General features: G+C 54.1%; 16 protein-coding genes and 1 pseudogene. 3 read left to right on the top strand and 14 right to left on the bottom strand.

All coding sequences use genetic code 11. The annotated features are described in order from the left end of the window. Nucleotides 1-403: 403 nt before the first annotated feature. The 9 genes from BLP91_RS01990 to BLP91_RS01950 form a co-directional block, all read right to left on the bottom strand. The gene (locus BLP91_RS01990) at nucleotides 404-3,643 is read right to left on the bottom strand and encodes a DEAD/DEAH box helicase (protein ID WP_091566130.1); all 3,240 of its coding nucleotides are present in this window, start codon (nucleotides 3,641-3,643) and stop codon (nucleotides 404-406) included. Nucleotides 3,644-3,917: 274 nt separating this feature from the next. After that, entirely contained in the window at nucleotides 3,918-5,180 is a 1,263-nt protein-coding gene (locus tag BLP91_RS01985) for an alkaline phosphatase (protein WP_091566128.1), read from the bottom strand. A 255-nt stretch (nucleotides 5,181-5,435) separates the two neighbouring features. Further along, nucleotides 5,436-6,074: a GNAT family N-acetyltransferase gene (locus tag BLP91_RS01980; protein WP_091566125.1), complete on the bottom strand. Its 639-nt coding sequence runs from the start codon at nucleotides 6,072-6,074 to the stop codon at nucleotides 5,436-5,438. A gap of 325 nt (nucleotides 6,075-6,399) precedes the next feature. Further along, nucleotides 6,400-6,927 carry a hypothetical protein gene (locus BLP91_RS01975; RefSeq protein ID WP_143003432.1) on the bottom strand — a complete coding sequence of 176 codons (528 nt, stop codon included), beginning with the start codon at nucleotides 6,925-6,927 and terminating at the stop codon, nucleotides 6,400-6,402. Nucleotides 6,928-7,168: 241 nt separating this feature from the next. Next, the gene (locus BLP91_RS01970) at nucleotides 7,169-8,215 is read right to left on the bottom strand and encodes a hypothetical protein (protein ID WP_091566120.1); all 1,047 of its coding nucleotides are present in this window, start codon (nucleotides 8,213-8,215) and stop codon (nucleotides 7,169-7,171) included. Nucleotides 8,216-8,392: 177 nt separating this feature from the next. Further along, nucleotides 8,393-8,638, bottom strand: coding sequence for a hypothetical protein (locus BLP91_RS16285; protein ID WP_143003431.1), 246 nt, complete (start codon nucleotides 8,636-8,638; stop codon nucleotides 8,393-8,395). Between the two features lie 305 nt (nucleotides 8,639-8,943). Continuing rightward, complete coding sequence (gene rlmD, locus BLP91_RS01960; protein ID WP_091566114.1) at nucleotides 8,944-10,320, bottom strand: 23S rRNA (uracil(1939)-C(5))-methyltransferase RlmD; 1,377 nt, start codon at nucleotides 10,318-10,320, stop codon at nucleotides 8,944-8,946. 85 nt (nucleotides 10,321-10,405) lie between these two features. Continuing rightward, nucleotides 10,406-11,356 (bottom strand): mannose-6-phosphate isomerase, class I, encoded by a 951-nt coding sequence (manA, locus tag BLP91_RS01955; RefSeq protein ID WP_091566112.1) that lies wholly within the window; start codon nucleotides 11,354-11,356, stop codon nucleotides 10,406-10,408. 38 nt (nucleotides 11,357-11,394) lie between these two features. After that, a complete protein-coding gene (locus BLP91_RS01950; RefSeq protein WP_091566109.1) occupies nucleotides 11,395-12,264 on the bottom strand; it encodes an ROK family protein in 870 nt (289 codons plus the stop codon). A gap of 363 nt (nucleotides 12,265-12,627) precedes the next feature. Between BLP91_RS01950 and BLP91_RS01945 the strand changes: the two genes are divergently transcribed. Then, nucleotides 12,628-14,577, top strand: coding sequence for a BglG family transcription antiterminator (locus BLP91_RS01945; protein WP_176757766.1), 1,950 nt, complete (start codon nucleotides 12,628-12,630; stop codon nucleotides 14,575-14,577). 31 nt (nucleotides 14,578-14,608) lie between these two features. Next, a pseudogene (locus BLP91_RS01940) lies at nucleotides 14,609-16,494 on the top strand (fructose-specific PTS transporter subunit EIIC). Between the two features lie 28 nt (nucleotides 16,495-16,522). On the opposite strand, the gene BLP91_RS01930 reads toward BLP91_RS01940, so the two are convergent. Then, nucleotides 16,523-17,362: a DUF6612 family protein gene (locus tag BLP91_RS01930; RefSeq protein ID WP_091566097.1), complete on the bottom strand. Its 840-nt coding sequence runs from the start codon at nucleotides 17,360-17,362 to the stop codon at nucleotides 16,523-16,525. A gap of 156 nt (nucleotides 17,363-17,518) precedes the next feature. Between BLP91_RS01930 and BLP91_RS01925 the strand changes: the two genes are divergently transcribed. Further along, the gene (locus BLP91_RS01925) at nucleotides 17,519-18,049 is read left to right on the top strand and encodes a hypothetical protein (RefSeq protein WP_091566095.1); all 531 of its coding nucleotides are present in this window, start codon (nucleotides 17,519-17,521) and stop codon (nucleotides 18,047-18,049) included. A 44-nt stretch (nucleotides 18,050-18,093) separates the two neighbouring features. On the opposite strand, the gene BLP91_RS01920 is transcribed toward BLP91_RS01925, so the two are convergent. The 4 genes from BLP91_RS01920 to gatA all read right to left on the bottom strand — a co-directional run bounded on the left by BLP91_RS01920 (nucleotide 18,094) and on the right by gatA (nucleotide 21,803). Further along, nucleotides 18,094-18,432, bottom strand: coding sequence for a hypothetical protein (locus tag BLP91_RS01920; protein WP_091566092.1), 339 nt, complete (start codon nucleotides 18,430-18,432; stop codon nucleotides 18,094-18,096). Nucleotides 18,433-18,571: 139 nt separating this feature from the next. Next, nucleotides 18,572-18,868, bottom strand: coding sequence for a hypothetical protein (locus BLP91_RS01915; RefSeq protein ID WP_091566089.1), 297 nt, complete (start codon nucleotides 18,866-18,868; stop codon nucleotides 18,572-18,574). A 47-nt stretch (nucleotides 18,869-18,915) separates the two neighbouring features. Then, nucleotides 18,916-20,352, bottom strand: coding sequence for an Asp-tRNA(Asn)/Glu-tRNA(Gln) amidotransferase subunit GatB (gene gatB, locus BLP91_RS01910; protein ID WP_091566086.1), 1,437 nt, complete (start codon nucleotides 20,350-20,352; stop codon nucleotides 18,916-18,918). After that, nucleotides 20,349-21,803 (bottom strand): Asp-tRNA(Asn)/Glu-tRNA(Gln) amidotransferase subunit GatA, encoded by a 1,455-nt coding sequence (gene gatA, locus BLP91_RS01905; protein WP_091566084.1) that lies wholly within the window; start codon nucleotides 21,801-21,803, stop codon nucleotides 20,349-20,351. The genes gatB and gatA overlap by 4 nt, the downstream gene beginning before the upstream one ends. Nucleotides 21,804-21,806: the final 3 nt, after the last annotated feature.

Raw genomic sequence — 21,806 nt, 5'->3', positions numbered from 1 at the left:
CCATTTCCTTGCGCCTTGGAACGCAAAATAAACCTGATCTCTGATAGGGATTAGGGCGTGTCTGGTAAATCAAAAGTAGCTGAAGACCGATTTCCGGCGTAGCGCCCTTTGCTCCGACCACCTAGCGGAGTCTCCGAAGGATTCAACCGTTTAGCGGCCACCAAGCTTTTCATTTGGCCGCTGGTTGGGTCCGTAGGAGGCGGAGCGGACAGCTTTTACATCTGTGGGAGGACAAGAGGCGCGAAGACGGAAATCGGCTCCCTAGGCACCTACGTGAAAAATCGCCCTAGGGTTTAATTATCAGACACGCCCTAGAAAAACCAGGTCCAGATCACTATTTACCAAATCTCTCTCTTTCTATCAAGGGAACCAATCGGTGCGGAATGCCGTCTGCCTGTTGTTATCACATCAAGCCCAGGATCTCCCGGATCTCCTCCTCGCTCCAGGAGGACAACATCTCTTCCCCGGGTTGGATCACTTGGTCAAACAGGGACTGCTTTTTCTGTTGCAGTTCATGGATTTTCTCTTCGATCGTGCCGCGGGCGATCAGCTTCAGCACCTCCACCGTCTTCTTCTGGCCGATGCGATGGGCCCGGTCGGCGGCCTGTTGCTCGACGGCGGGGTTCCACCACAAGTCATACAGGATCACCGTATCGGCACCGGTCAGGTTGAGTCCGGTCCCGCCCGCTTTGAGAGAGATCAAAAACACATCCTTCTCCCCGCCGCTAAACCGGTTGGCCATCTCCAAGCGCTGCGGGCTCGGTGTGCGGCCATCCAGGTAATGATAAGAAATCCCCCTCCGGTCCAAGGCGTCCCGAATCAAGGCCAGCATACTGGTAAATTGGGAGAAGACCAGCAGGCGCCGGCGGTTGTTCAGCCTCTCTTCGACGGTAGCCAGCAGTTGGTCCATTTTGCCGGAGCTGCCGGCGTAGTTTTCCAGGTAGAGAGAAGGATGGCAACAGATTTGGCGCAGTCGGGTCAGACCGGCTAAGATTTTTATCCGGCTTTTTTGAAACCCATCGGTGATCAGCGCTTGTTGGGTGTTTTTCCGAATCTGTTGCAGAGTGGCCAGATACAGTTCCTTCTGTTCATCGGTCAATTCCGAGACGTGGACCGACACCGTCTTCTCCGGCAGTTCATCCAGCACATCCCTCTTCATGCGGCGCAGAATAAACGGGCGCACCCGCCGGCGGACCTGTTCCGCGGACATACGACGAACCGCCTGCTTTCCAGAAAAGAACCCTGGTAAAATCACATCGAAGATCGAACCTAGTTCCTCCAAGGTGTTCTCGATGGGGGTTCCGCTCAAGGCAAAGCGGGTCTTCGCCCGGAGGCGCTTGACCACCTGGGCGGTTTGGGACTGATGGTTTTTAAAGGATTGGGCTTCATCAAAGATCACCGTCTGGAACCGGTGGGATTGATAACTGTCAATATCCCGCCGCAGCAAGGGATAGGAGGTGATCAGCAGGTCGACATCCTCTTTGTGTTCCAGGATAGTCCGGCGTCGTTCCCTTTTTCCGGCGACGACAACTGTTTTCAGCTGTGGGGCGAAGCGGGTGCATTCCCGTTCCCAATTGTAGATCAGAGAGGCGGGAGCTACCACGAGGGCCTGGGCTTTTGTCGGTGCAGCCTCCAGCTCAGAGACGATGAAAGCGAGGGCTTGAATCGTTTTTCCCAGACCCATATCGTCGGCCAGGATCCCTCCGAGTTGGTAATGTGCCAAGGTTTTCATCCACCGAAAGCCGAACCGCTGGTAATCCCGCAGGACGGAAGCCATCGCGGCGGGAGGGGTGAAGTCGAGGTTTTCCGGGTTGCGGATGTTGCGAAGGAGGCGCTGAAACTGGGGCCCTTTCTCAAGCCCTTCCATCTCTTCCAATTGCAGTGCCCGGGAGGCAGGCAACTTCAGTTTCCCCTCCTCGATCACCGGACGCCCTCCCTCCTCCATCAGCGCATGAAAAGACTCCGACCCTTCCAGGGGGATGAAGCTCCCCTCTGACAGGCGGTAATACCTCTTCTTTTCGATCAAGGCTTGTAATAGGCGTTCCAGTTCCTCCTCCCCCACATCGGGCAAATCAAACTGTACCTCCAGCCAACCGGAGGTATCGTCGACGTCGATGCGGGGAACGGGTTGGGACGCGGGCTCCACCAGGATTTGTCGGAGAGACAGAGTGGTATAAACATCTGCCAACTCTTCCAGCTGCGGCATTTTGTCATATAAAAAGCTGTACAGATTCTCTTCTCCATCCAGGTGGAGCTCCCGGCCGTTAAATTGGAATCCGGCCTCCTCAAAGATCTGCATGATCCGCTGCTCTTTGTCCATCTCCCGAATCAACAGCCGACCGTCGCGTCCCTGTTTTTCCCCGGAAGTAAAAGGATTCACCTGGATCTCTCCATAGGTGTATCGGAGATCGGCGGTCAATTGTTCCCTTTCTTCATCGATCCTGCGATCCAACCGGATCTCCGCCTGTAAGGGTCGCTGGAGGAGTTGCGTGGACACGCGCCGGTCCACATTGAGGCAACCTTCCTCTTTCATGACCGGCAACGCGGCCGAGACGAAGGCTTCCTGTTCTTCTCCGGGCACGATCCACAACTTTTTCTCCGGCAGCTGACAGAGGCGGCGATACAGAGGAAGGATCTGCTCCATCTGTCGGGAAGTCAGGTTGTAAATATTTCCTTTATAAAAACAGGTTCCGTCACGGGAGAGGAGAAGCGGCTCCTCGGACAAGGAAGGCCCATCCTCGGCTCCTTCGTCCTCCGAGAGCAGTACCAGATCCCGCCCCTGTTTCCCAAGGTAAAAGGAAATCGGAAAACGGTTTATCAGGGACAACTCAGTATAGCGGCGGCCACCCTGCTCCCATACAAAATGCCCGCGGGGAAGCAATCGGAGACAATCACCGACCTGGTCCGGCGGGATGATCAGGTTTCGTCGATCCTCCCGCCGATCGCTGTCCCACGGACTGAGGATGTGACGATATTGCTGTTCATTTCTCGCTAGTCGGGATAAAAAGCGGAGCATCGCTTCATCCTCCGCTGCGGGTCGAAACTGCGTCGGATCATAGGTGAAATGGTTGGTAAAAAAGAGGGACTCTCCCTCGGCAAAAGCCTGCAGGAACTCCCGGATATTTTTCACCACGTAGTGCCGTTTGGGACCCACCTTCAGTCTAACCGTCAACCACCTATCCACTTGATTGTCCCAGCAGGGGACCAGGCCCAGCCAGTACTCCACACTTAAAGGTTGAGCCGAGGAGCGGGAAGCTTCTTTCGATGGTTCCTGTTGAAAAAGATCCAGCAGATCCCGGAGCGCTCTCCGGTGACCCGTCTCCAGGGCGGCAGCGTGAGGAACGGCCTCTTTTTCCCATTCAAGCAAGCTGTACAACACCGCCACAACATGTTTGCAATACCCATCATAGGAGGTAAAAGCCGGACAGTCACACTGGACTCTCCCCAACCGCCCATGGGAAGTGATGCCAATCTGCACTTCATAGGAAAACGGGCCGTCGACAAAGGCATGAAAGGATGGAACCCCAGGCTGAAACTGCAATCCATGCACCCGTCCGTCCTGATAATACCGGATACCTTGAATATAGGTCTCCCTGTTTGCGCTCAAGGTCTGGATCTGACGGAGACTGATCCCCAATGACATGGTACGATAGCTCCTTTACACCACTTGTTCAGCCTATTGTAGCATATACAGACACCCGGTGCTCACAAGTCAATCAAAGCGCACCGAATCCCCACACCGCTCGGTTAAGGTGGAAAGGGTTTTCGACGCTTGCGAAACAATACGGAAGGCAAGTGATCCGGGTTATTCTGCTTACTCCATGCTACCGTCATTCCTCATACAAAAAGGGATCCGCCCCACCCAGAACGGATCCCTTTCATAACTGCTAACCGAGGAATGCACTTCGAACCGGGATTTATTTCCCCGCCTTCATCACCTGTACGATCACATCGTGGATGCGGGTGTTTTCATATACACCCTTCAGCAATTTCGCCCCGGGGCCCATAGCGGTCAAGGGAACATCGACGGCCGAGTGTCCTGTTGTGGTCCAATCCACCATAAACTGCTGATTGGATCGAGCCACAGGCAGAGGACCATCTTCCTTGGATTCTCCATCCCCCGACTCGTCGGAATCATCCAAGCCTTCAATCGTAAAGCCGCCGGTTTCATGATCGCCAACCACGATCACCAAGGTGTCCCCGTTTTTCTTGGCGAAGGCTTTCGCGCGGGCCACCGCCTTGTCAAACTGCTTGCCGGCTTCGATCGTCAGTTCCGCGTTGTTGACATGGCTCATCGCGTCGGTGCCCTCTTCCTCTACCAGCAGGAAGAAGCCCTTTTCATGTTGGGAGAGGGTCTGGAGGGCTTTGTCGGTCATCTCCGGCAGCGGCACAGAGGGATTATATTTGTCTCCAGCCTCCGTATCGTACTGGAACATCTCCTGGTTGGCAAACAGACCGAGCAGTTTGGAGCCATCGGCCTTCTTGAGCTCCTGGCGGTTGGTCACGTATTGATAGCCTTGCTCTTTCGCTTTTTCCACCAGGTTTCCTTCGGTGCCTTCACTTCCTTCGCTCGGATCTTCCGCCGGCTGGTCTGGATGCACTCCCGGGTTCCCTTTGGGGTACCAGTAATCCTCCCCGCCGCCCAGGATCACATCGGGACGACTATCTTCCAGAAACTGTTTGGCGATCTTGCTTTGGTCATCCCGGTTATCCACATGGGCTGCGAAGGCGGCCGGAGTGGCGTCGGTCACGGTACTTGTAGTGACCAACCCGGTCGCTTTCCCCAACTCTTTCGCTTGTTCCAACGCCGTCTTCACCGGTTTTTTATTGCGGTCGACACCGACGGCACCGTTAAAGGTTTTTTCTCCGGTAGCCATCGCCGTGGCCGCGGCCGCCGAGTCGGTGACAAACTCCTTCGGATCGGCGGAGTTGGTATGAACGGAACCGGAATAGGGCATGGCGTCCATCGCCAGTTCACCTTCCAGACCCACTTTGGATAAACGGATCGCATTCCGCTGAGCTTTCCCCATCCCATCACCGACCATCAGAATCACGTTTTTAGCCTGGGGTCTCTTTTTCTTCTCCGCCTGCTGCTGATCCGCCCCTACCTGTGAAAAGGAGACAGCAGAGACGGCTACCACTGCAGCCAGCGCTCCTGCAAGCCACCCACGTCTATTCATCCCATTCACTCCCCCATTGAGAATCCACCTTCACACCAACAAAGTGATACGCCTTCATGTTAGCAACTTCATATCAATAGCCCATAAATACTTCTTTAAGGAACGTTTAATATCCTGCAGATACCGCACAAAAACAAGAATATTTCGACGTTATAGAGTAAGCGTAGATTGAACAGTCAGAGCGCATGAATAATCCTAAGATGTTCTGCCACTGAACCTCCTGCTGTCAGGGAATAAGGGGTGATTTCTGGAGCATCACTCGGACCGCAGGTTTTCATCCTTCTTAAACGAATCGATGGATTGTTTCACATACCTGAACGATACGAGACTGTTTATGCCAATTTTCTTGGCTCGCTTTTGAGAAAAAGGTTTCCGTTTATATTCCTGAAAGCCCATCTTTTCATATAATCGCATCGCGGGAATATTCGTATCGGCTACCTCTTCAATCAAATATTTTTTATACGGAGTATTTTCAAGAATATGGCGGATAATCAGTGAGGCCACTCCCTGCCCTTTGAATTCGGGAGCTGTTCCGACAAAATCGATGGAACATTTATCTGGGGAAGGATTCTCCAGAGGGGTTTCAAATTCTTTTTTTAAAATGAATCCAGCTATGCTGCCCTTAAAAAATCCTAAATGCTTTCGCAGCTCTTTTTTATTGAGTTTTACCGAAGGGGTAATACCGTCCGTACATGCAACCATTCCAGCAACTTTGTTACCTGTTACGGCTATATAAAATTGATCTAAAACAAACATATGGGCAAAAGCTCTTGCAATTTTATTTTTGTCTTTGGAAAAGTAGTCCAGCCACTGAGTATATCCCTCCGCAAAAATTCGAGACATTTGCACCCTTGTATCTCGTCCTAATTGATCCGCTTTGATAACTGTAAACATATATGATTATTCTCCTTCTCTTCTTGGTATAAAAAAGCTGCGAGAGCAGATGAGGAAAGCATGGTTTGTTCCCTCTATGATTATGCGGTATTTTTTGACATAAAAATGATTAAATGTGCATTCGACCCTGGAAAAACAACCTGAACCTCATGCACGATTTCAATGGACATGTTTCCTCATATCTCGTCCCGCAGACGTAGGGTACAAAAATTGGCTCAAGACTTCAATACGATCACTCGAGCCACGTGGAGTGCGTGACCGTGTTCCGAAAACAGGGATAAAACCCGCTCTCTCCCCTGAAAGGGAAAGGCGGTTTTTTTAATGGTCACGGGACGTCGTCACAATGTCGGGATTGGACGACAGGATAGCCTCCGCTGTCTCCCACAGCCGGGGCAGGAACTAAGAGGACCTGTTTCCCTCGTTGGACGAGATCGTCCCGGGAGTGAACACCGAGATCGGCCAGGAGAGCGTTGAAGGCCGGGGTGAGGGAGCGTTGCAGCTGTGGGGCATCTGTCCCGAGAATCATGTGGCAGCGGGCGAAGGTAGCAACGATCCAGAAGACGGCTTCACGGTGAAACCCGCTCTGGATGAGTTCGCGGCTGGCGTCGACGGCGATCGGTCGAGCGGCAGGAGTGATATCGCTGCTGAAAAAGAACGGTGTCTCAGCCACTGCAGCTGCGGCGTCGAAAGTTCGTTCGAGGGAGTCGAGGTGACGTTGAACCTGTTGGGGCATCCAATCGGCGCAGCCCAGTAGGGCCAATAGCTCCCAGTAGAGATCCTCGTACCCATATTCCTGCAACACTTCCCGCGCGGCAAGATATCGAAGGCGAACGGTCCTCCTCCTGATAAGCATGCTGATCGACCCATTCCGTGGCGGCCTTTCGCGCCGTCCCGATTCTCATAGCGACGCCTCTTTCATCAGTTGCATCACGAGCGGAGTCTACAGCTTCCACAACGCTTCTCTCATCACCTCTTTGATTTGTCCCGCTCTCTAGTCCCGCAGGCGATATATTTCATCAGCCACTTCGTTATCATCAGCTTTGGAGTTTGCCAACCTGAGAAACTCGGCGGTACTATAACCCATTTCTTTCTTTTCACATTGATTGACGATGTAATCGACTTCCAATGAATACGATTAAAGCAATAGCAAGAAAACACCATACTCCCTGTACAAACAAGTGAGAGTAACCATACAATTGAATATTAGTTAGAAATCCGCCCCAACAATAGACCAGCATACCGCCTGCAGCAAGAGAAAACCTATGGATGTCTGACCACCCCTTCTTATGCGAAGAGCGTATCGTAACCACTAGTACAAGTAACTCCAACAATAACAGAATGGGTACCAAAACTCCTGCCGGTAACAACGCATGAACATAAGGTATATTGCTTAATAAAAAGAATATCGATCCGGATATGAATGCAAACCCGCCTAATAACCAAGGGTTAGGTGCTGATTGATTTATGAATTTTGGATGATTATATGTATTCACCTTTTTATCTTTATGAAATAAGGTAAACCCTAAAACAATAAATATCATCATTAATGTTGCGCTAATCATTAATTGTTTAACCGACGCCATAAATTGATATTCATAAAAGACGCCTAGTCCCATTATTACAGAACCAAGAAAGAACAGTATGGCACACATCGTAAAACCAAATCTGCCTAACCACGGTGTCGTTCGATGCTTCCAAAAGAGGCTTTCCGTCACTGCAATAGGGATACTGATGCTCCAAATAACGTGAAGACTTAAAACATACACCGACCAGAATGATCCTATACCTAGGCTTGGAATAAATCCATAATCGAGTAAACCGAGACCAAGATAATTTGGATTAAAAAGAGTTTGAATGACAAATCCTTCTTCCAGCAAACCGTAAGCTAATGCTAGACAAAAGATTGTTGGCCATCCTCTACCCGTTCGTCGAACCCATTCTCGAATGAACAGTGCCCCACCACCATAAAGCAAAGCCAACAAGGGGAATACGATCAATTGCTCTGAAGCTAAATTCCCCAACAGTAATTCACCTATGAACGGTGATAGTATAAAGAGAAACAGTGCGGCACCAATCCGGGCCTTTCTATTCATCCTTGAATTTTCTTGATTCTCTTGAGCTCTCATATCTTTTCTATTCATCAAGCTCCCTTCTGACTTTTTTATGGCTTTTGTATTTTAACAGGTGCTATTTCTTTTTTCCAAAGATCATTTATTACAGAAAGGCTCTTTTATCGTTAAGCATGCTGTATATTTTGTATATGCACAATATATTCTATGATGATTGAGCTGTCAACGATTTCTGCTTAGCGTATTCGGTCATCCGGCTGCACCTGGGGCTTCTGCTTCGGCATATCTCTCGGTTCCTTCACGCAGGGTTCTTTCAGTTGGAAAATATATTGGCCCTACTGGGCTGCGCCGACTGGACACCAACAGATCCAACGCCACCTCGACTCCCTTGAACACACCTTCGATGTTCAAATTGCGGAGACCCCCCTTCTTTTCTAGCAGATATATCACCGCCGCCGCTCGACCGATCGCCGTCGACGCCAATCGCGAGCTCATCCAGAGTGGGTCCCACCGTGAAACCGTCTTCTGGATCGGGCTACCTTCGCCCGCTGCCACACGCTTTTCAGGACAGACGCCCCACAGCTGCAACACCCCCTCGCTCCGGCCTTCAACGCCCTCATGACCGATCTCGGTATTCACTCCCGGGACGATCTCGTCCGACGAGGGAAACAGGTCCTCCAATTCCTGGCCCGGCTGTGGGAGACAGCGGAGGCCATCCTGTCATCCAACCCCGATATTGTGACAACGTCCCGCAACAATTAAAAAACCCGCCTTTCCCTTTCAGGGGGAGAGAGCGGGTTTTATCCCTGTTTTCGAAACACGGTCACGCACTCCACGTGGCTCGTGTGGGGAAACATGTCGACGGGCTGGACCTGACGGTTGACGTAGCCTTGTTCCTTCAGGTAAGCGGCATCCCGCGCCAAGGTGGCGGGATTGCAGGAGACATAGACGAGACGGTCGGGATCGGTTCGAACGGCAGCATCCAGAAATTCAGGCGCGCACCCTTTACGAGGCGGATCGACGACAATCACATTGGGATGAAGCCCTTCCTCAGCCCAGCGGGGCATCACTTCTTCCGCAGGGCCGGCCGTAAAGGTGGCATGATCGATACCATTCAGTTCGGCATTACGGCGGGCATCCTCCACTGCTTGGGGAATGGATTCGACGCCGAGGATGCGAGCGGCGTCTTGGGCCAGGTAGAGGCCGATGGTGCCAATGCCGCAGTAGGCGTCGATGACGGTCTCCCGGCCGGACAACGCCGCATAGCGACGAACCTGTTCGTATAAAACCTCTGTCTGCTCCGGGTTGATCTGAAAAAAGGAATGGGGGGAGATGACAAACCGGACGTGACCGATCGTGTCATGAATCACCGGCTCTCCCCAGAGGAGCCGGTTTTCCGGTCCCAGCACCACGTTGGTCCGCTTCGTCTGGATGTTTTGCACCACAGAGGCCAAACCCGGAATCCTCTCCCTGAGTTCCCGCACCAACCGCTTGCGATGAGGCAGCTCCAACCCGTTGGTGACCAACACCACCATCACCTCACCGGTGTTGACGCCGGTTCGGACCACCGTGTGGCGAACGATCCCCCGGTGTTTCTGTTCGTTGTAGGGCGGGATCCCCAGCTCCTTGACCAACTCCCGGACCCGTTGGATCGCCCGATCGTTTTCCGGCTGCTGGATCATGCAGTGTTCAAACTCCACAACCTCATGGGATCCGGCGGCAAAAAAGCCGGCTTTGACCCGCCCCCTTCGCCCGCTGAAGGGAACTTGGGCTTTGTTGCGGTAGTTCCAGGGCTGGTCCATCCCCAGCACCGGCAGCACTTTTACCTCTTCCAACCCGCCGATTCGAGCGAAGGCATTAGCCACTTGACGCCGTTTCGCCTCCAGCTGCGCTGGGTAGGCGATATGTTGAATCTGACAGCCGCCACAACGTTCAAAGACCGGACAGGGGGCATCCACCCGAGCGGGGCTGGCCTCCAATAACGCCTCCATGCGGGCGTGGGCATAGGTTTTTTTCACCTTGGTCACTTTGGCCTCCACTCGCTCCCCGGCCACCGTCAAGGGCACGAACACCGTGAAGCCATCGTATTTTCCGACACCATCGCCGGTATGGGTCTGGCCGGTCAAAGTGAGTTGGATTCGGTCACCCGGCTGCACCGGGGGCTTCTGCTTCGGCATATCTGCTCGGCTCCTTCACGCAGGGTTCTTTCAGGTGGTATGTTGCGGGAACCGTTGGCCGATGTCGGGCTCCCCTTTGTTTCCTTTAAGGATGGGAGACGATCCATTCCGCTTGTCCACTCACCTTTACGTTCCCCAAGTCGCTGGGTAAAATCGCATGATCGCCCTTCTGAAAGGGATAGACGCGACCATCCACACGGATCTCCCCCGAACCTTCCAACACGCTGACCAGTTGAAAATCGCGCGTTGGTTCCAGGTAAGCCTCTCCGTTCAATTCCCATCGATACACCGTGAACATGTCGGTTTCGAGCAAAGTGGTCATGAGCAGCCCTTCTCGCCGATGGCTCTTCTGTTCCACCACCGGGTCGATATGGGGAATGCGCGTCACTTGGAAAACCTGATCCAGGTGGAGCTCACGGGGGTTCCCGCGATCATCCGTCCGGTCATAGTCGTACAACCGATACGTAGTGTCGGAGCTTTGCTGGGTTTCCAGCACCAACGTGCCGGCACCGAGGGCGTGAATGGTCCCGCTGGGAACGAAGAAGAAATCGCCGGGATGGATCTTCACTCTCCGCAACAGCTGATCCCACGCCCCCTGTTCGACCCATGCTCGAAATTCTTCCTTGGACTGCGCATGATGCCCGTAGATCAATTCGGCTCCCTCTTCGCAGTCGATGATATACCAGCATTCGGTTTTCCCCAGCTCCCCCCGCTCATGAACGCGGGCGTAAGCATCATCGGGGTGAACCTGTACCGACAAGTCCGCATTGGCATCCAAAATCTTGGTCAATAGAGGAAAACGATCCCCTGATACATTTCCGAACAGCTCGCGATGTTGCTCCCACAGCTGACCCAGCGTGAAACCGGCGTAAACGCCATCTCTGACCACGCTCTGCCCGTGGGGGTGAGCGGAAATGGCCCAACATTCGCCAGTTTTATCATAGGGGATCTCATAACCGAAGGTCTCCGCCAGGGCTCGGCCCCCCCAGATTCTCTCCTTAAAAACCGGTTGTAAAAAGATCGGCTCTCGGCTCATCGGACCCACGTCTCCTTTCTCAGGCACCGTCTCAGTGTTTATGTCGATGGTTGTACCGCCCGCTCAGCGAGGAGCAGGGATCCTACGATACCCGCGTCGTCGCCCAGCCCGGGGGGCACGATATATTGATCGATCGGCGGGAGGGTGACATATCCATTCAAAAGCTCTGCTACCTGTTCATGTATATAGGCGAAGATCTGCCGCTGTTTCATCACCCCTCCACCGAGAATGATTTTTTGGGGTGAGAGAACCAGAATCCATTGCATGAGAGCCTGTGCCAGATAGTAGCCTTCCAGCTGCCAAACTTCCGGCCTGTCCGTTAGATGGATCCCTTTTTCCCCCCATCGTTCTTCCACAGCGGGGCCTGCGGCGAGACCTTCCAGGCAATCCTGATGATAGGGGCAATTCCCTCGATAGGAATCACGAGGGTGGCGTCGCACCAAGATATGACCCATCTCCGGGTGGGAAAGTCCCTGCAACAGGCGACCGTCGATCACCGCGCCGGCTCCAATCCCGGTCCCCACGGTCATATATAAACAGCTGTCCAACCCTTTCGCCGCACCGTACACCGCCTCCCCCAGAGCGGCGGTGTTAACATCGGTATGAAACCCGACAGGAACGCCCAACGCTTCCTTCACCTTCTCGACCATGGGATAGTTTCTCCACGCCTTTTTGGGAGTGGACGTGATCGTGCCGTAGGTTGGGCTTACGGGGTCAATATCGATCGGTCCGAAGGAACCGATTCCCAGAGCATGCACATCAAAATCACGAAAAAAATGAATCACTTTTTCCATGGTGTCCGCCGGAACGGTAGTGGGGATTTGAATCCTTTCCACAAGTTTTCCATTCTCATCGCCAACGGCACAGATAAACTTAGTACCCCCCGCTTCGATGCCGCCATATAACATACCCATTTCCTCCTGTACAAGTTGTCCGACCGTCCCTTTTCTCCGTGGCGGTCACGATCCAAAAGGCTGACGGGGGCTGCCATCAGCCTTTCGTGGTCGTTATCGCAGCGGTGCCGGGAAAAAGTACCCATCCTGTGGCCCGGACCATCCACCGTGTCCGTTTCTCATCGGATGACCATGATGATTGTATCATATGGAATATCCATTCACATCTTCCCTCTTGTCTCTGTTGGGATAGAATGAAAATGTACAGCCGTTGCCGGAAGTTACGGCAAAGAATTCGGATATTGAATCAAAGACGCTGTGTTAAGTTGAAAACAGGGAAAGCGTTTTCCGTCTTTCCCTTCACCGGTGGTGATGAACATGTCGTTAGATGGACGAAAAAAACAATTGCTGCAGTTTCTGCTCCGGGTCGATCGTCCGATCCCATCGGGGAAATTGGCGAAAGGAATCGGTTGCTCCGAGCGGACGGTTCGAAACGAACTCGCACAACTGAAAGAGTGGGTCCGGGTCGAAACCGGTTTGAACATCACCGGCAAACCCGGAGTGGGAGTCACCTTGGAAGGATCCCCCATAGAGCGGAAACGTCTGGCGGAACGCCTGCAGGAAAAAGGCCGGGAGGCGGATGATGACCGGGGGGATTCCGACGGGAGAAGACGGACGCTGCTCGGGGTACTGCTGGAAGCGGACCAACCGCTCACGACAGAGGAATTGTCCCGGAAACTGCATGTCAGCCGGACTACGGTTCACGCCGACCTCGACTGGGTGGACTCCTGGCTTCGTGCCGGCGGGCTGAGCCTTGCACGCCGCCCCAATTGGGGGATCAAGGTGGAGGGAACAGAAAGGGAACGCCGGTTCGCCATTTCCAAACTCAGAGAGGAGGCACTTCCCGCCGATGAAAAACTGCTGGCGGATCTGTTGCCGGATCTTTCAGTGATCCGGGAAGAGGTTCGCCGAATCGAAAGCACCATGCCCTACCCCTTCACCGATGAAGGCTTCACCAACCTGGTCTACCATTTGGCCATCGCCCTTCATCGGATCCGGCAGGGGCAAAAGATCCGAATGCCGGCGGAAGAGCTTCAGGAACTGGCCGCACACCCTGAGCACCAGATAGCCACCCAGTTGGCCGGAGCACTGGAACGACGCTTCTCCCTTCGGCTGCCCGAAGCGGAGATCGGATATATTGCCATGCACCTTCTAGGCTCCCGAATTCGTCAATGGGGATCCGATTCGGAGCGGGAAATCCGGCATACCCTCGGGAAAACCGACCCGGAAGCCCGGCGCATCGCCTTATTTCTCATCTCCCGGATGGAAAAAGCCCTCCAATTGCCGCTGAAACGGGACGACCGCCTCCTCACCGGCCTGTCTCTTCACCTCCATTCAGCGCTGAATCGGGTACGACACGGATTACGTGTGGACAATCCCCTCCTGCAGGAAACCCGTCACAGCTATCCCTATATGTACGAAACCCTTTTGGATCTATTGCCGGAACTGGCCCGCAAGGAAGGAATCCGATTCGGAGCGGAGGAAGCCGGGTATCTGGTCCTTCACTTCCAAGCAGCAGCGGAACGTCTGTCCCGGTCCCCTGGGAGAAAGAGCGCACTGATTGTTTGTTCCAGCGGAGAGGGAACCGCCCGGCTGCTAGAAGCCAAGCTGGAGCGGTTCTTCCCAGAACTGCGGGTGACGGGAACCGTGGCCGCCCGGGAAGTGGCTCTGGCTGTCCGAAGACACCGACCCGATATTCTCCTCACCACCGTCCCTCTTGAGCATTCCCCGGTGCCGTCCCTTCAGGTGACTCCCCTCTTTCACAGGGAAGAACGTGAACAACTGCACCGGCTCCTTCAAGGGACCCTACCCGGGGAGGAAAAGGAGTCGCAACAGATGTTTCCGGTGTTGAAGCGTTTGTTGCACCCGAAGGCATGTTTGCAAATTCGACACAGAGTCCATCGGCAGGAGCTCCTGCATCTGTTGACGAAACGGTTGGAGGCGATCGGGGCCGTCAGCAAAGATTATCTTGAAAGCGTTCTCCAACGGGAACGACTTGCCTCGACCACCATCGGCAACGGAGTGGCGATTCCCCACGGCTCCTCCGATATCGTCCGGAAATCCGGAGTGGCTGCCGCCGCCCTTCGAGAACCGGTGGACTGGGACGGCGAATCTGTCCGCCTGGTCTTCCTCCTGGCCCTCGACCAAACGGAGCGAGAGCGTAACCGTTCTCTATTTCGGGAGATGGTCCGTCTCGCCGACGATCCGGAGACGCTGGACGCGATCATCAATGAGACGGAACCCGGTCATTGGCACCATTATCTGTAATCAGACAAAACACAGGAAGGATGGGATGTGGATGAAGCTTCTGGCCGTCACTTCCTGCCCCAACGGGATCGCCCACACCTACATGGCCGCTGAGAAACTGGCCCAAACCGCGGCGGAAGCGGGGATTGACATCAAAGTGGAAACCCAGGGCTCCATCGGGGCAGAAAATGTTTTGACCGAGGAAGAAATTGAAGCGGCGGACGGGATTATCCTGGCCGTGGATAAAAGTATCGAGATGGACCGTTTTGAGGGAAAACGGGTGCTGTCCTGCGCCGTCTCCGATGCCATTCGCAAGCCTGAAGAATTGATTCAGCGCTTTGAAAGCGGGGAGGTTCCCGTCCACCGTTCCCGGGAGGAAGCAGGAGAAACAGATGACATCACCCAAACGAACCCTACTCATAAGGAGGAACGGGGACAAAATCTCATCTATCGCTCACTGATGAACGGGGTTTCCTATATGATCCCTTTTGTGGTGGTCGGGGGATTACTGATCGCCCTTTCCCTCGGTTTGGGAGGGGAACCCGGAGCCAAAGGGTTGGTGGTGCCTGAGGACTCTGTCTGGTCCTCCATTCTGAAAGTGGGCGAAGCCGCCTTCACCTTCATGGTTCCGATTTTGGCCGGTTATATTGCTGTCAGTATCGCCGACCGGCCGGGACTGGCTCCCGGCATGATCGGCGGTTTCATCGCCGCTGACGGAAGCTTCTACGGCTCCGAAGCGGGTGCCGGTTTCATCGGAGGTATACTGGCCGGTTTTATCGCTGGGATCATCACCCGATGGATCAAATCTCTCCCCGTACCTTCCGTTCTGCAACCGATCATGCCCATCCTGGTCATTCCGCTGACGGCATCCACCCTAGTCGCCCTGCTGTTCATCTTCGTGGTGGGGGCCCCCATCGCTTCGCTGATGGAAGGATTGACCCAATTCCTCCAGGGTATGCAGGGTACCAGCAAAGTATTGCTGGCGTTGATCCTCGGCGCCATGATCGCCTTCGATATGGGCGGGCCGGTAAACAAGGTGGCCTTTCTCTTCGGCGCCGCCATGATCGCCGAAGGGCAGACCTTCATTATGGGGGCAATTGCCGCAGCCATCTGTACACCTCCTCTGGGTATGGGATTGGCAACGCTGTTAGCCCGGCGGAAATACCACCAGGAAGAGCAGGAGGCGGGGAAAGCCGCTCTGGCGATGGGCTTGGTGGGCATTACGGAAGGGGCGATCCCCTTTGCCGCCGGGGATCCTCTCCGTGTCATTCCGGCCATGATGGTGGGCTCCATGACTGCCTCGACTGTGGCCATGCTGTCGGGGGTGACTGACAATGTTCCCCACGGAGGACCCATCGTCGCCGCGGTCCAAGCCGTGGGCAACGTCCCCATGTTCTTCGTCGCCATCGCCGCGGGAACCGTGGTCACTGCCCTGTTGGTAAACGTGCTGAAAAAAAACGCGGAAGTGCAAAGGAGTGAATCGGATTGAAACTATCCGACCTTCTGACCGACGATCTGATGGTATTGCAGTTGAAGGGGAACAACCGGGAAGAAGTGATGGACGAACTGCTCGACCGCCTCGATGAAACAGGAGCTCTGTCCGACCGGGATCAGTTCAGGCGGGATCTTTACGCCCGGGAGGAGCATGGAAGTACCGGAATCGGGTTTGGAATCGCGATCCCCCACGGCAAATCGGCCGGTGTGGACCAGCCCCGAGTCGCCTTCGGACGGAAACCATCCGGCGTCGATTGGAACAGCATCGATGGTGAACCGGCCCGGTTGGTGTTTATGATCGCTGTGCCCGAGGAACAGGCGGGAGATGAGCACCTTCGCATCCTGCAGCTCCTCTCCCGAAAGTTGATTGATGAAACGTTCCGACAGGCTTTATTGGAAGCGGACAATCGGGATAAAATAAAAACGTTGATCGAATCGATGTAGAAAAAGAGAGGGAATTCGCTTCCCTCTCTTACTTATTGGACGAAGAAACAGGAACCGCGCTTTGCCTGATTTTTTCAGGAACGGAAATCTTATTCACTTTCCCGTCCAGTCGAATCACCTTTTTCTGCCGTACGTTCACCTGCTGTTTGTCGAGGCGCAGCGTGTACTCCATCACCTGTTCTGCTTTCACCAAGCGAAAGGTTTTCTTATCGACCCAGAGGCGGACCTTGGCCACCGGTTTGGCGACAGCCGTGTCTTTGTTGGCCGGAATGCCCGCCAGGGAAGCAGGGGTCCAATCGATGGATGACTTCAATCTGGAAGAAGAAGGATAAAGGGTGATCCCTATCTGCGACTTTTTTTGCTTCACATCGGCTCCGGCAGCGAAAGCGGAAACTTCTTTTAACCACTCCAGCGGAGTCTGGTCCTCCTTGAATCCCTTCCCGTTCTCGTCCACCTCGCTTTCGAACCACTGATTCCGTTTAAAAACATATGCCTTTTTCCCGGTCACATATTGACGTTGCGGGATCGTTTCACTCACGTATTCTTGGTTGACGGTTAAAGTTCCGTCCTGATGCAAGTGGTAAGGCCGGTGAGTCACTTCCACCGTCTGCTTCTGTTCCACACGGGTATTCTTGTCTGGCTGACCCTTAAATACAAATTGATGTCGAACCACACGCTTCCAGCGGGTTCCCTTCATCTCTTCCATCGCATTCCGAACATTCTTCAGTATCTCTTCCGCAGTCATTTCTTGAATGCGGGCTTCCCGCTCCGCTTTTGTCTCGGCTTCCTCCGCTTCGTCTTCTGCTGTGAGGCCGCATCCGGTCAACAAGAGCACAAACAGCAATAGGCAGGCTGTCCATCGGTACACACATCTCGTCCCCTTTTTGCTGAAACGTTTCGGAAGGCATTTTACCCCAAACCAAAAGCAAGTCAATAGGAAGAAAGTCGGGATCTTTCAACTGCGCTGAAGAATTCCGTACCCTTCGCATAGGTATAGGAATAAAACCTGCAAGGGGGTTTGTCTATGGATAGCGAGCACCGGGAACTGGAGCCTGTAAATCCCGGCGGCCAGACAGCGGCGTCGGAGCGTAACTACACCTCCTCCGGCCCCCAACCCCATCAGCTGCATCAGGCCCAAGATGCTCTTTTTAAAAGCTTGTTCGCCGAGTCGATCCTTCACACCATCGCCGGACAGATAGAGAGAATATCAACGATCAACCAGCTCCCGGCACTGAAGTCGGTTTTTGAAGAGGATCTGCAGACAGGTAACCACAGCTTGATCGCGCAGGGCTGCCTGCAACGGCTTGGCTGTCATGACTGGCATGGAACCATCCTGAGTCAACTGGTCGACAGCTTATACCAAGCCCGTCGCCATCATCGCATCAAACGGGGATATCTTTTAGAACTGAAGCGCACAGCTCCAACCGATGCTCGCCCGGCTGTGGAGAATTGGATCCATTGGGTGGATTATGCGGAAACACTTTTACAGGAAGCGATGATTTACACTCAGGAGTTGATCGGCACCCAAGCGTGGAACCGGTACGCTCCCAAGTGACAACAAGAGGGAGCCGAAGCCGGCTCCCTCTCTTTCCTTTAGCCTCAGTATTGCTGGTATTCGACGGGGTTGCTGACAGACTGGGCTTGCTGTACCTTCTGCTGGGCTTGACTCAGCCCCTGCATGGCCTGCTGCAGTTGCTGTTGCTGCTGGGCGTTGGCTTGCCCTTCCTGGTTCTGTTGCAATTGTTGCACCTGTTGCTGGGCTTGTTGAAGCTTTTGTTGAGCCTGATTCAAGGCTTGCGGATTGGCTTGGGATTGAGCCTGTTGAACCTGTTGCATGGCCTGACGGGCATTTTGTACAGCCTGTTGGTACTGCTGATTTTGCTGTTGCCCTTGTTGCTGTCCTTGTTGCCCGGCCTGTTTGTTTTGCTGATACGGCATAAACAGACGCCCCCTTATCCGAAATATGGCGGGCGGCTAAAGAAACCCGCCGACAACTATTTTGCTTCAATGAAAAGCAGGTTATGCCCGCCCCACCGACACAGAAAAAGAAAACCGCCCGAACATCGGGCGGAAACAGTTAGTGTTTGACACGCCGTCGAGCCTGCAGGGCGAAATAGGCAAAAAAGAGGCTGACCAGCCCGTAGATGGCGTTATTTTCGGCCAGGAAGAACTGGATCATCGCGTTGCCCGTCAACAGCAGGCTGAGGAGAACATACGTCCTGCGTGAAAAGGGATTGCCCCGAAACTCGAACAGGATGATGAAAAAATAGAGCGCGATCACCAAAAAGTGAAGCGCATGTGGGGGCTCATCCTGTAGATAATAGACTCCCGATCCCAAGAAAAACAGGACGATAGCCCCATACAAAATCTGCATGGTAACACCTCATTTAAGCCTCTCCGTTCGGATACCAAACCGGAAGATCAGCCGCCAATTTTCTCCAGAAGCAGCTGGTTAACCATCTTCGGGTTGGCTTTCCCTTTGGTCGCTTTCATCACTTGACCGACTAAGAAGCCGAGAGCCCGATCCTTTCCGTTTTGGTAGTCAGCCACCGATTGCGGATTGGCGTCGACCACCTCCGCGACGATCTCTTTCAGTTTTCCTTCGTCGCTGATCTGCACCCAACCTTTTTCTTCCACGATCTTAGCCGGATCGCCGCCCTTTTCCACCAGTTCCTTAAACACCTTTTTGCCGATTTTGCTGCTGATGGTACCCTTTTCGATCAGTTGGGTCATTTTGGCGATCGATTCCGGCGTGATCTGAGTCTCTTCCAGCTCCTTACCCTGGCTGTTCAGATAGCCCAGGAGTTCAGAAGAAATCCAGTTGGCAGCCGCTTTGGGTTCCGCTCCGCTGGACACTGTCCGGTCGTAGAAGTCGGCCATCTTTTTAGACGCCGTCAGCAGCGAAGCATCGTATTCGGAGAGACCGAACTCTTTTATATACCGCTTTCGCCGGGAATCGGGCAATTCCGGAAGACTCTCTTTTACCCGTTGTTTCCAGGCCTCATCGATTTGAAGCTGTACCAGGTCCGGTTCCGGGAAATAGCGATAATCGTGAGCTTCCTCTTTGGATCGCATCACTTTGGTACGTCCTTCGTCCTCCAACCAGCGCATCGTCTGCTGTACAACGGTGCCGCCTTCGGACAAAACCTGGGTTTGTCGCTCTTCTTCGTATTTCAAGGCCCGTTCCACATTGCGGAAAGAGTTGAGGTTTTTCATCTCCGTCTTGGTGCCGAAGGCCTCGGTACCGACGGGACGGAGGCTGATATTCGCGTCACAGCGCAGGGAGCCCTCCTCCATCTTGACGTCGGAAACCCCGGTGTATTGAATGATCTGTTTCAACTTCTCCAGATAGGCACGCCCTTCCTCCGGGGAGCGCATATCCGGCTCGGAGACGATCTCAATCAGGGGAACTCCCACCCGGTTGTAGTCCACCAAGGAGCCGTCTCCCCAATCGGAGTGGTTCAGCTTCCCGGCATCTTCTTCCAGATGGACCCGGGTGATGCCGATCCGCTTTTTTTCTCCTTCCACTTCGATCTCGATCCAGCCGTTCTCACCGATAGGCTGATCGTACTGGGAGATCTGGTAGGCTTTGGGCAAGTCAGGATAAAAGTAATTTTTCCGGTCGAATTTGCTGACGTCCGCGATCTCGCAGTTGAGGGCGAGCGCCGCTTTCATAGCAAACTCCACCGCCTGCTGGTTAAGCACAGGTAGCGTTCCCGGATGGCCGAGGCAGATGGGGCAGGTATGGGTGTTGGGCGGCGCCCCGAACTGGGTGGAACATCCGCAGAAAATCTTGGACTTTGTGGATAGCTCGGCATGGACTTCCAGGCCGATCACGGTTTCAAATGATTGGCTCATCGGGCTTCACCTCCCAACGTCGGTTCTGGCAGACGTTCCCCGTGCTGCTCATAGGCATGGGCCACCTTCAGCACCCCGGCTTCATCAAAGGGACGTCCGATAATCTGCAGACCCACAGGTAGTCCTTCGGAGAGACCGCAAGGGACGCTGATTGCCGGCAGTCCGGCCAGGCTGACCGGAATCGTGCAGATATCGTTCAGATACATCGTGAGGGGGTCGTCCGTCTTGTCTCCAAACTTGAAAGCCGTTGTCGGAGCGGTCGGTCCCACCACCACATCGTACTGGTTGAAAATCTCCTCAAAGTCGCGCCGAATCAGCGTCCGCACCTTCTGCGCCTTCAGGTAATAGGCGTCGTAGTAACCGGAGCTGAGGGCGTAAGTACCCAACATGATCCGCCGTTTCACCTCGTTGCCAAAGCCGGTGCTTCGGGTGCGGCTAAACATGTCAACCAGATTTTCCCCGTCGACGCGAAGACCATAGCGCACCCCGTCGTAACGGGCCAGGTTGGAAGAGGCTTCCGCAGGGGCCAAGAGATAGTAGGTGGCCACGGCGTAATCGATGTGGGGGAGTGAGACTTCTTCCACCACGGCGCCCAGCTGCTCCAATTGTTTCAGCGCCTTCTCCACCTGTTCTTTGACGCCCAGGTCGATCCCTTCTCCCATCAGCTCCCGGGGCACAGCCACTTTCAGGCCTTTGATATCACCCGTCAAGGCGGAGAGATAGTCCGGTACCTCCACGTCGGCGGAAGTGGAGTCGAGGGGATCGTGACCGGCGATTGTCTGCAAGGTGTAAGCGGCGTCTTCCACATTGCGGGTAATGGGGCCGATCTGATCCAAGGATGAAGCGAAGGCGATCAAACCAAAGCGGGATACCCGACCATAGGTGGGTTTCAAACCGACGACGCCACAGAAAGCGGCCGGTTGGCGGATCGAGCCTCCCGTATCCGATCCAAGAGCGATAGAGATCTGCCCCGTAGCCACCGCTGCCGCCGAGCCACCGCTGGAACCGCCGGGCACCCGGTTTAGATCCCAGGGGTTCCGGGTCGTGAAGTAACCGGAGTTTTCATTGGATGACCCCATTCCGAACTCATCCATGTTCATCTTGCCGACCATGTTGGCTCCGGCCTTCTCCAGTTTCTCCATCACTGTGGCGTTGTAAAGAGGGGAGTAACTCTCCAAAATCTTGCTCCCGGCGGTGGTCAGCACCCCTTCCGTATTGATGTTATCCTTCACCCCTAAGGGCAGCGCCGCCAAAGGATTTCCATCGCTTTGACCCTCCAGTTTTTTAGCCCGTTCCCGAGCTCCATCTTCATCCACCTTTAGAAAGGCGCGGATCTGACTGTCCGTCTCCCTGATCCGTTCCAGCGAGGCATCGACCAGGTCCGACGCAGTCAAATCCCGGTTTTTCAATCGTTTATGTAACTCCCTGATCGGTTGTTTTAAAAGGGACATATC

Origin of the sequence: Melghirimyces thermohalophilus, assembly GCF_900102685.1 — a bacterium.
GTDB lineage: Bacteria > Bacillota > Bacilli > Thermoactinomycetales > DSM-45169 > Melghirimyces > Melghirimyces thermohalophilus.
The sequence above is the reverse complement of the archived record's forward strand: the minus strand, read 5'-3'. Positions and strand labels throughout refer to the sequence as shown.

Excerpts from the sequence above, each read along its gene's own strand:
- manA (WP_091566112.1), bottom strand. The coding sequence starts at position 11,356 with ATGAGCCGAGAGCCGATCTTTTTACAACCGGTTTTTAAGGAGAGAATC.
- BLP91_RS01970 (WP_091566120.1), bottom strand. The coding sequence starts at position 8,215 with ATGAATAGAAAAGATATGAGAGCTCAAGAGAATCAAGAAAATTCAAGG.
- rlmD (WP_091566114.1), bottom strand. The coding sequence starts at position 10,320 with ATGCCGAAGCAGAAGCCCCCGGTGCAGCCGGGTGACCGAATCCAACTC.
- BLP91_RS01920 (WP_091566092.1), bottom strand. The coding sequence starts at position 18,432 with ATGCCGTATCAGCAAAACAAACAGGCCGGGCAACAAGGACAGCAACAA.
- BLP91_RS01980 (WP_091566125.1), bottom strand. The coding sequence starts at position 6,074 with ATGTTTACAGTTATCAAAGCGGATCAATTAGGACGAGATACAAGGGTG.
- BLP91_RS01925 (WP_091566095.1), top strand. The coding sequence starts at position 17,519 with ATGGATAGCGAGCACCGGGAACTGGAGCCTGTAAATCCCGGCGGCCAG.
- BLP91_RS01945 (WP_176757766.1), top strand. The coding sequence starts at position 12,628 with ATGTCGTTAGATGGACGAAAAAAACAATTGCTGCAGTTTCTGCTCCGG.
- BLP91_RS01975 (WP_143003432.1), bottom strand. The coding sequence starts at position 6,927 with ATGCTTATCAGGAGGAGGACCGTTCGCCTTCGATATCTTGCCGCGCGG.
- gatA (WP_091566084.1), bottom strand. The coding sequence starts at position 21,803 with ATGTCCCTTTTAAAACAACCGATCAGGGAGTTACATAAACGATTGAAA.
- gatB (WP_091566086.1), bottom strand. The coding sequence starts at position 20,352 with ATGAGCCAATCATTTGAAACCGTGATCGGCCTGGAAGTCCATGCCGAG.
- BLP91_RS01990 (WP_091566130.1), bottom strand. The coding sequence starts at position 3,643 with ATGTCATTGGGGATCAGTCTCCGTCAGATCCAGACCTTGAGCGCAAAC.
- BLP91_RS16285 (WP_143003431.1), bottom strand. The coding sequence starts at position 8,638 with ATGAGCTCGCGATTGGCGTCGACGGCGATCGGTCGAGCGGCGGCGGTG.
- BLP91_RS01985 (WP_091566128.1), bottom strand. The coding sequence starts at position 5,180 with ATGAATAGACGTGGGTGGCTTGCAGGAGCGCTGGCTGCAGTGGTAGCC.
- BLP91_RS01950 (WP_091566109.1), bottom strand. The coding sequence starts at position 12,264 with ATGTTATATGGCGGCATCGAAGCGGGGGGTACTAAGTTTATCTGTGCC.
- BLP91_RS01915 (WP_091566089.1), bottom strand. The coding sequence starts at position 18,868 with ATGCAGATTTTGTATGGGGCTATCGTCCTGTTTTTCTTGGGATCGGGA.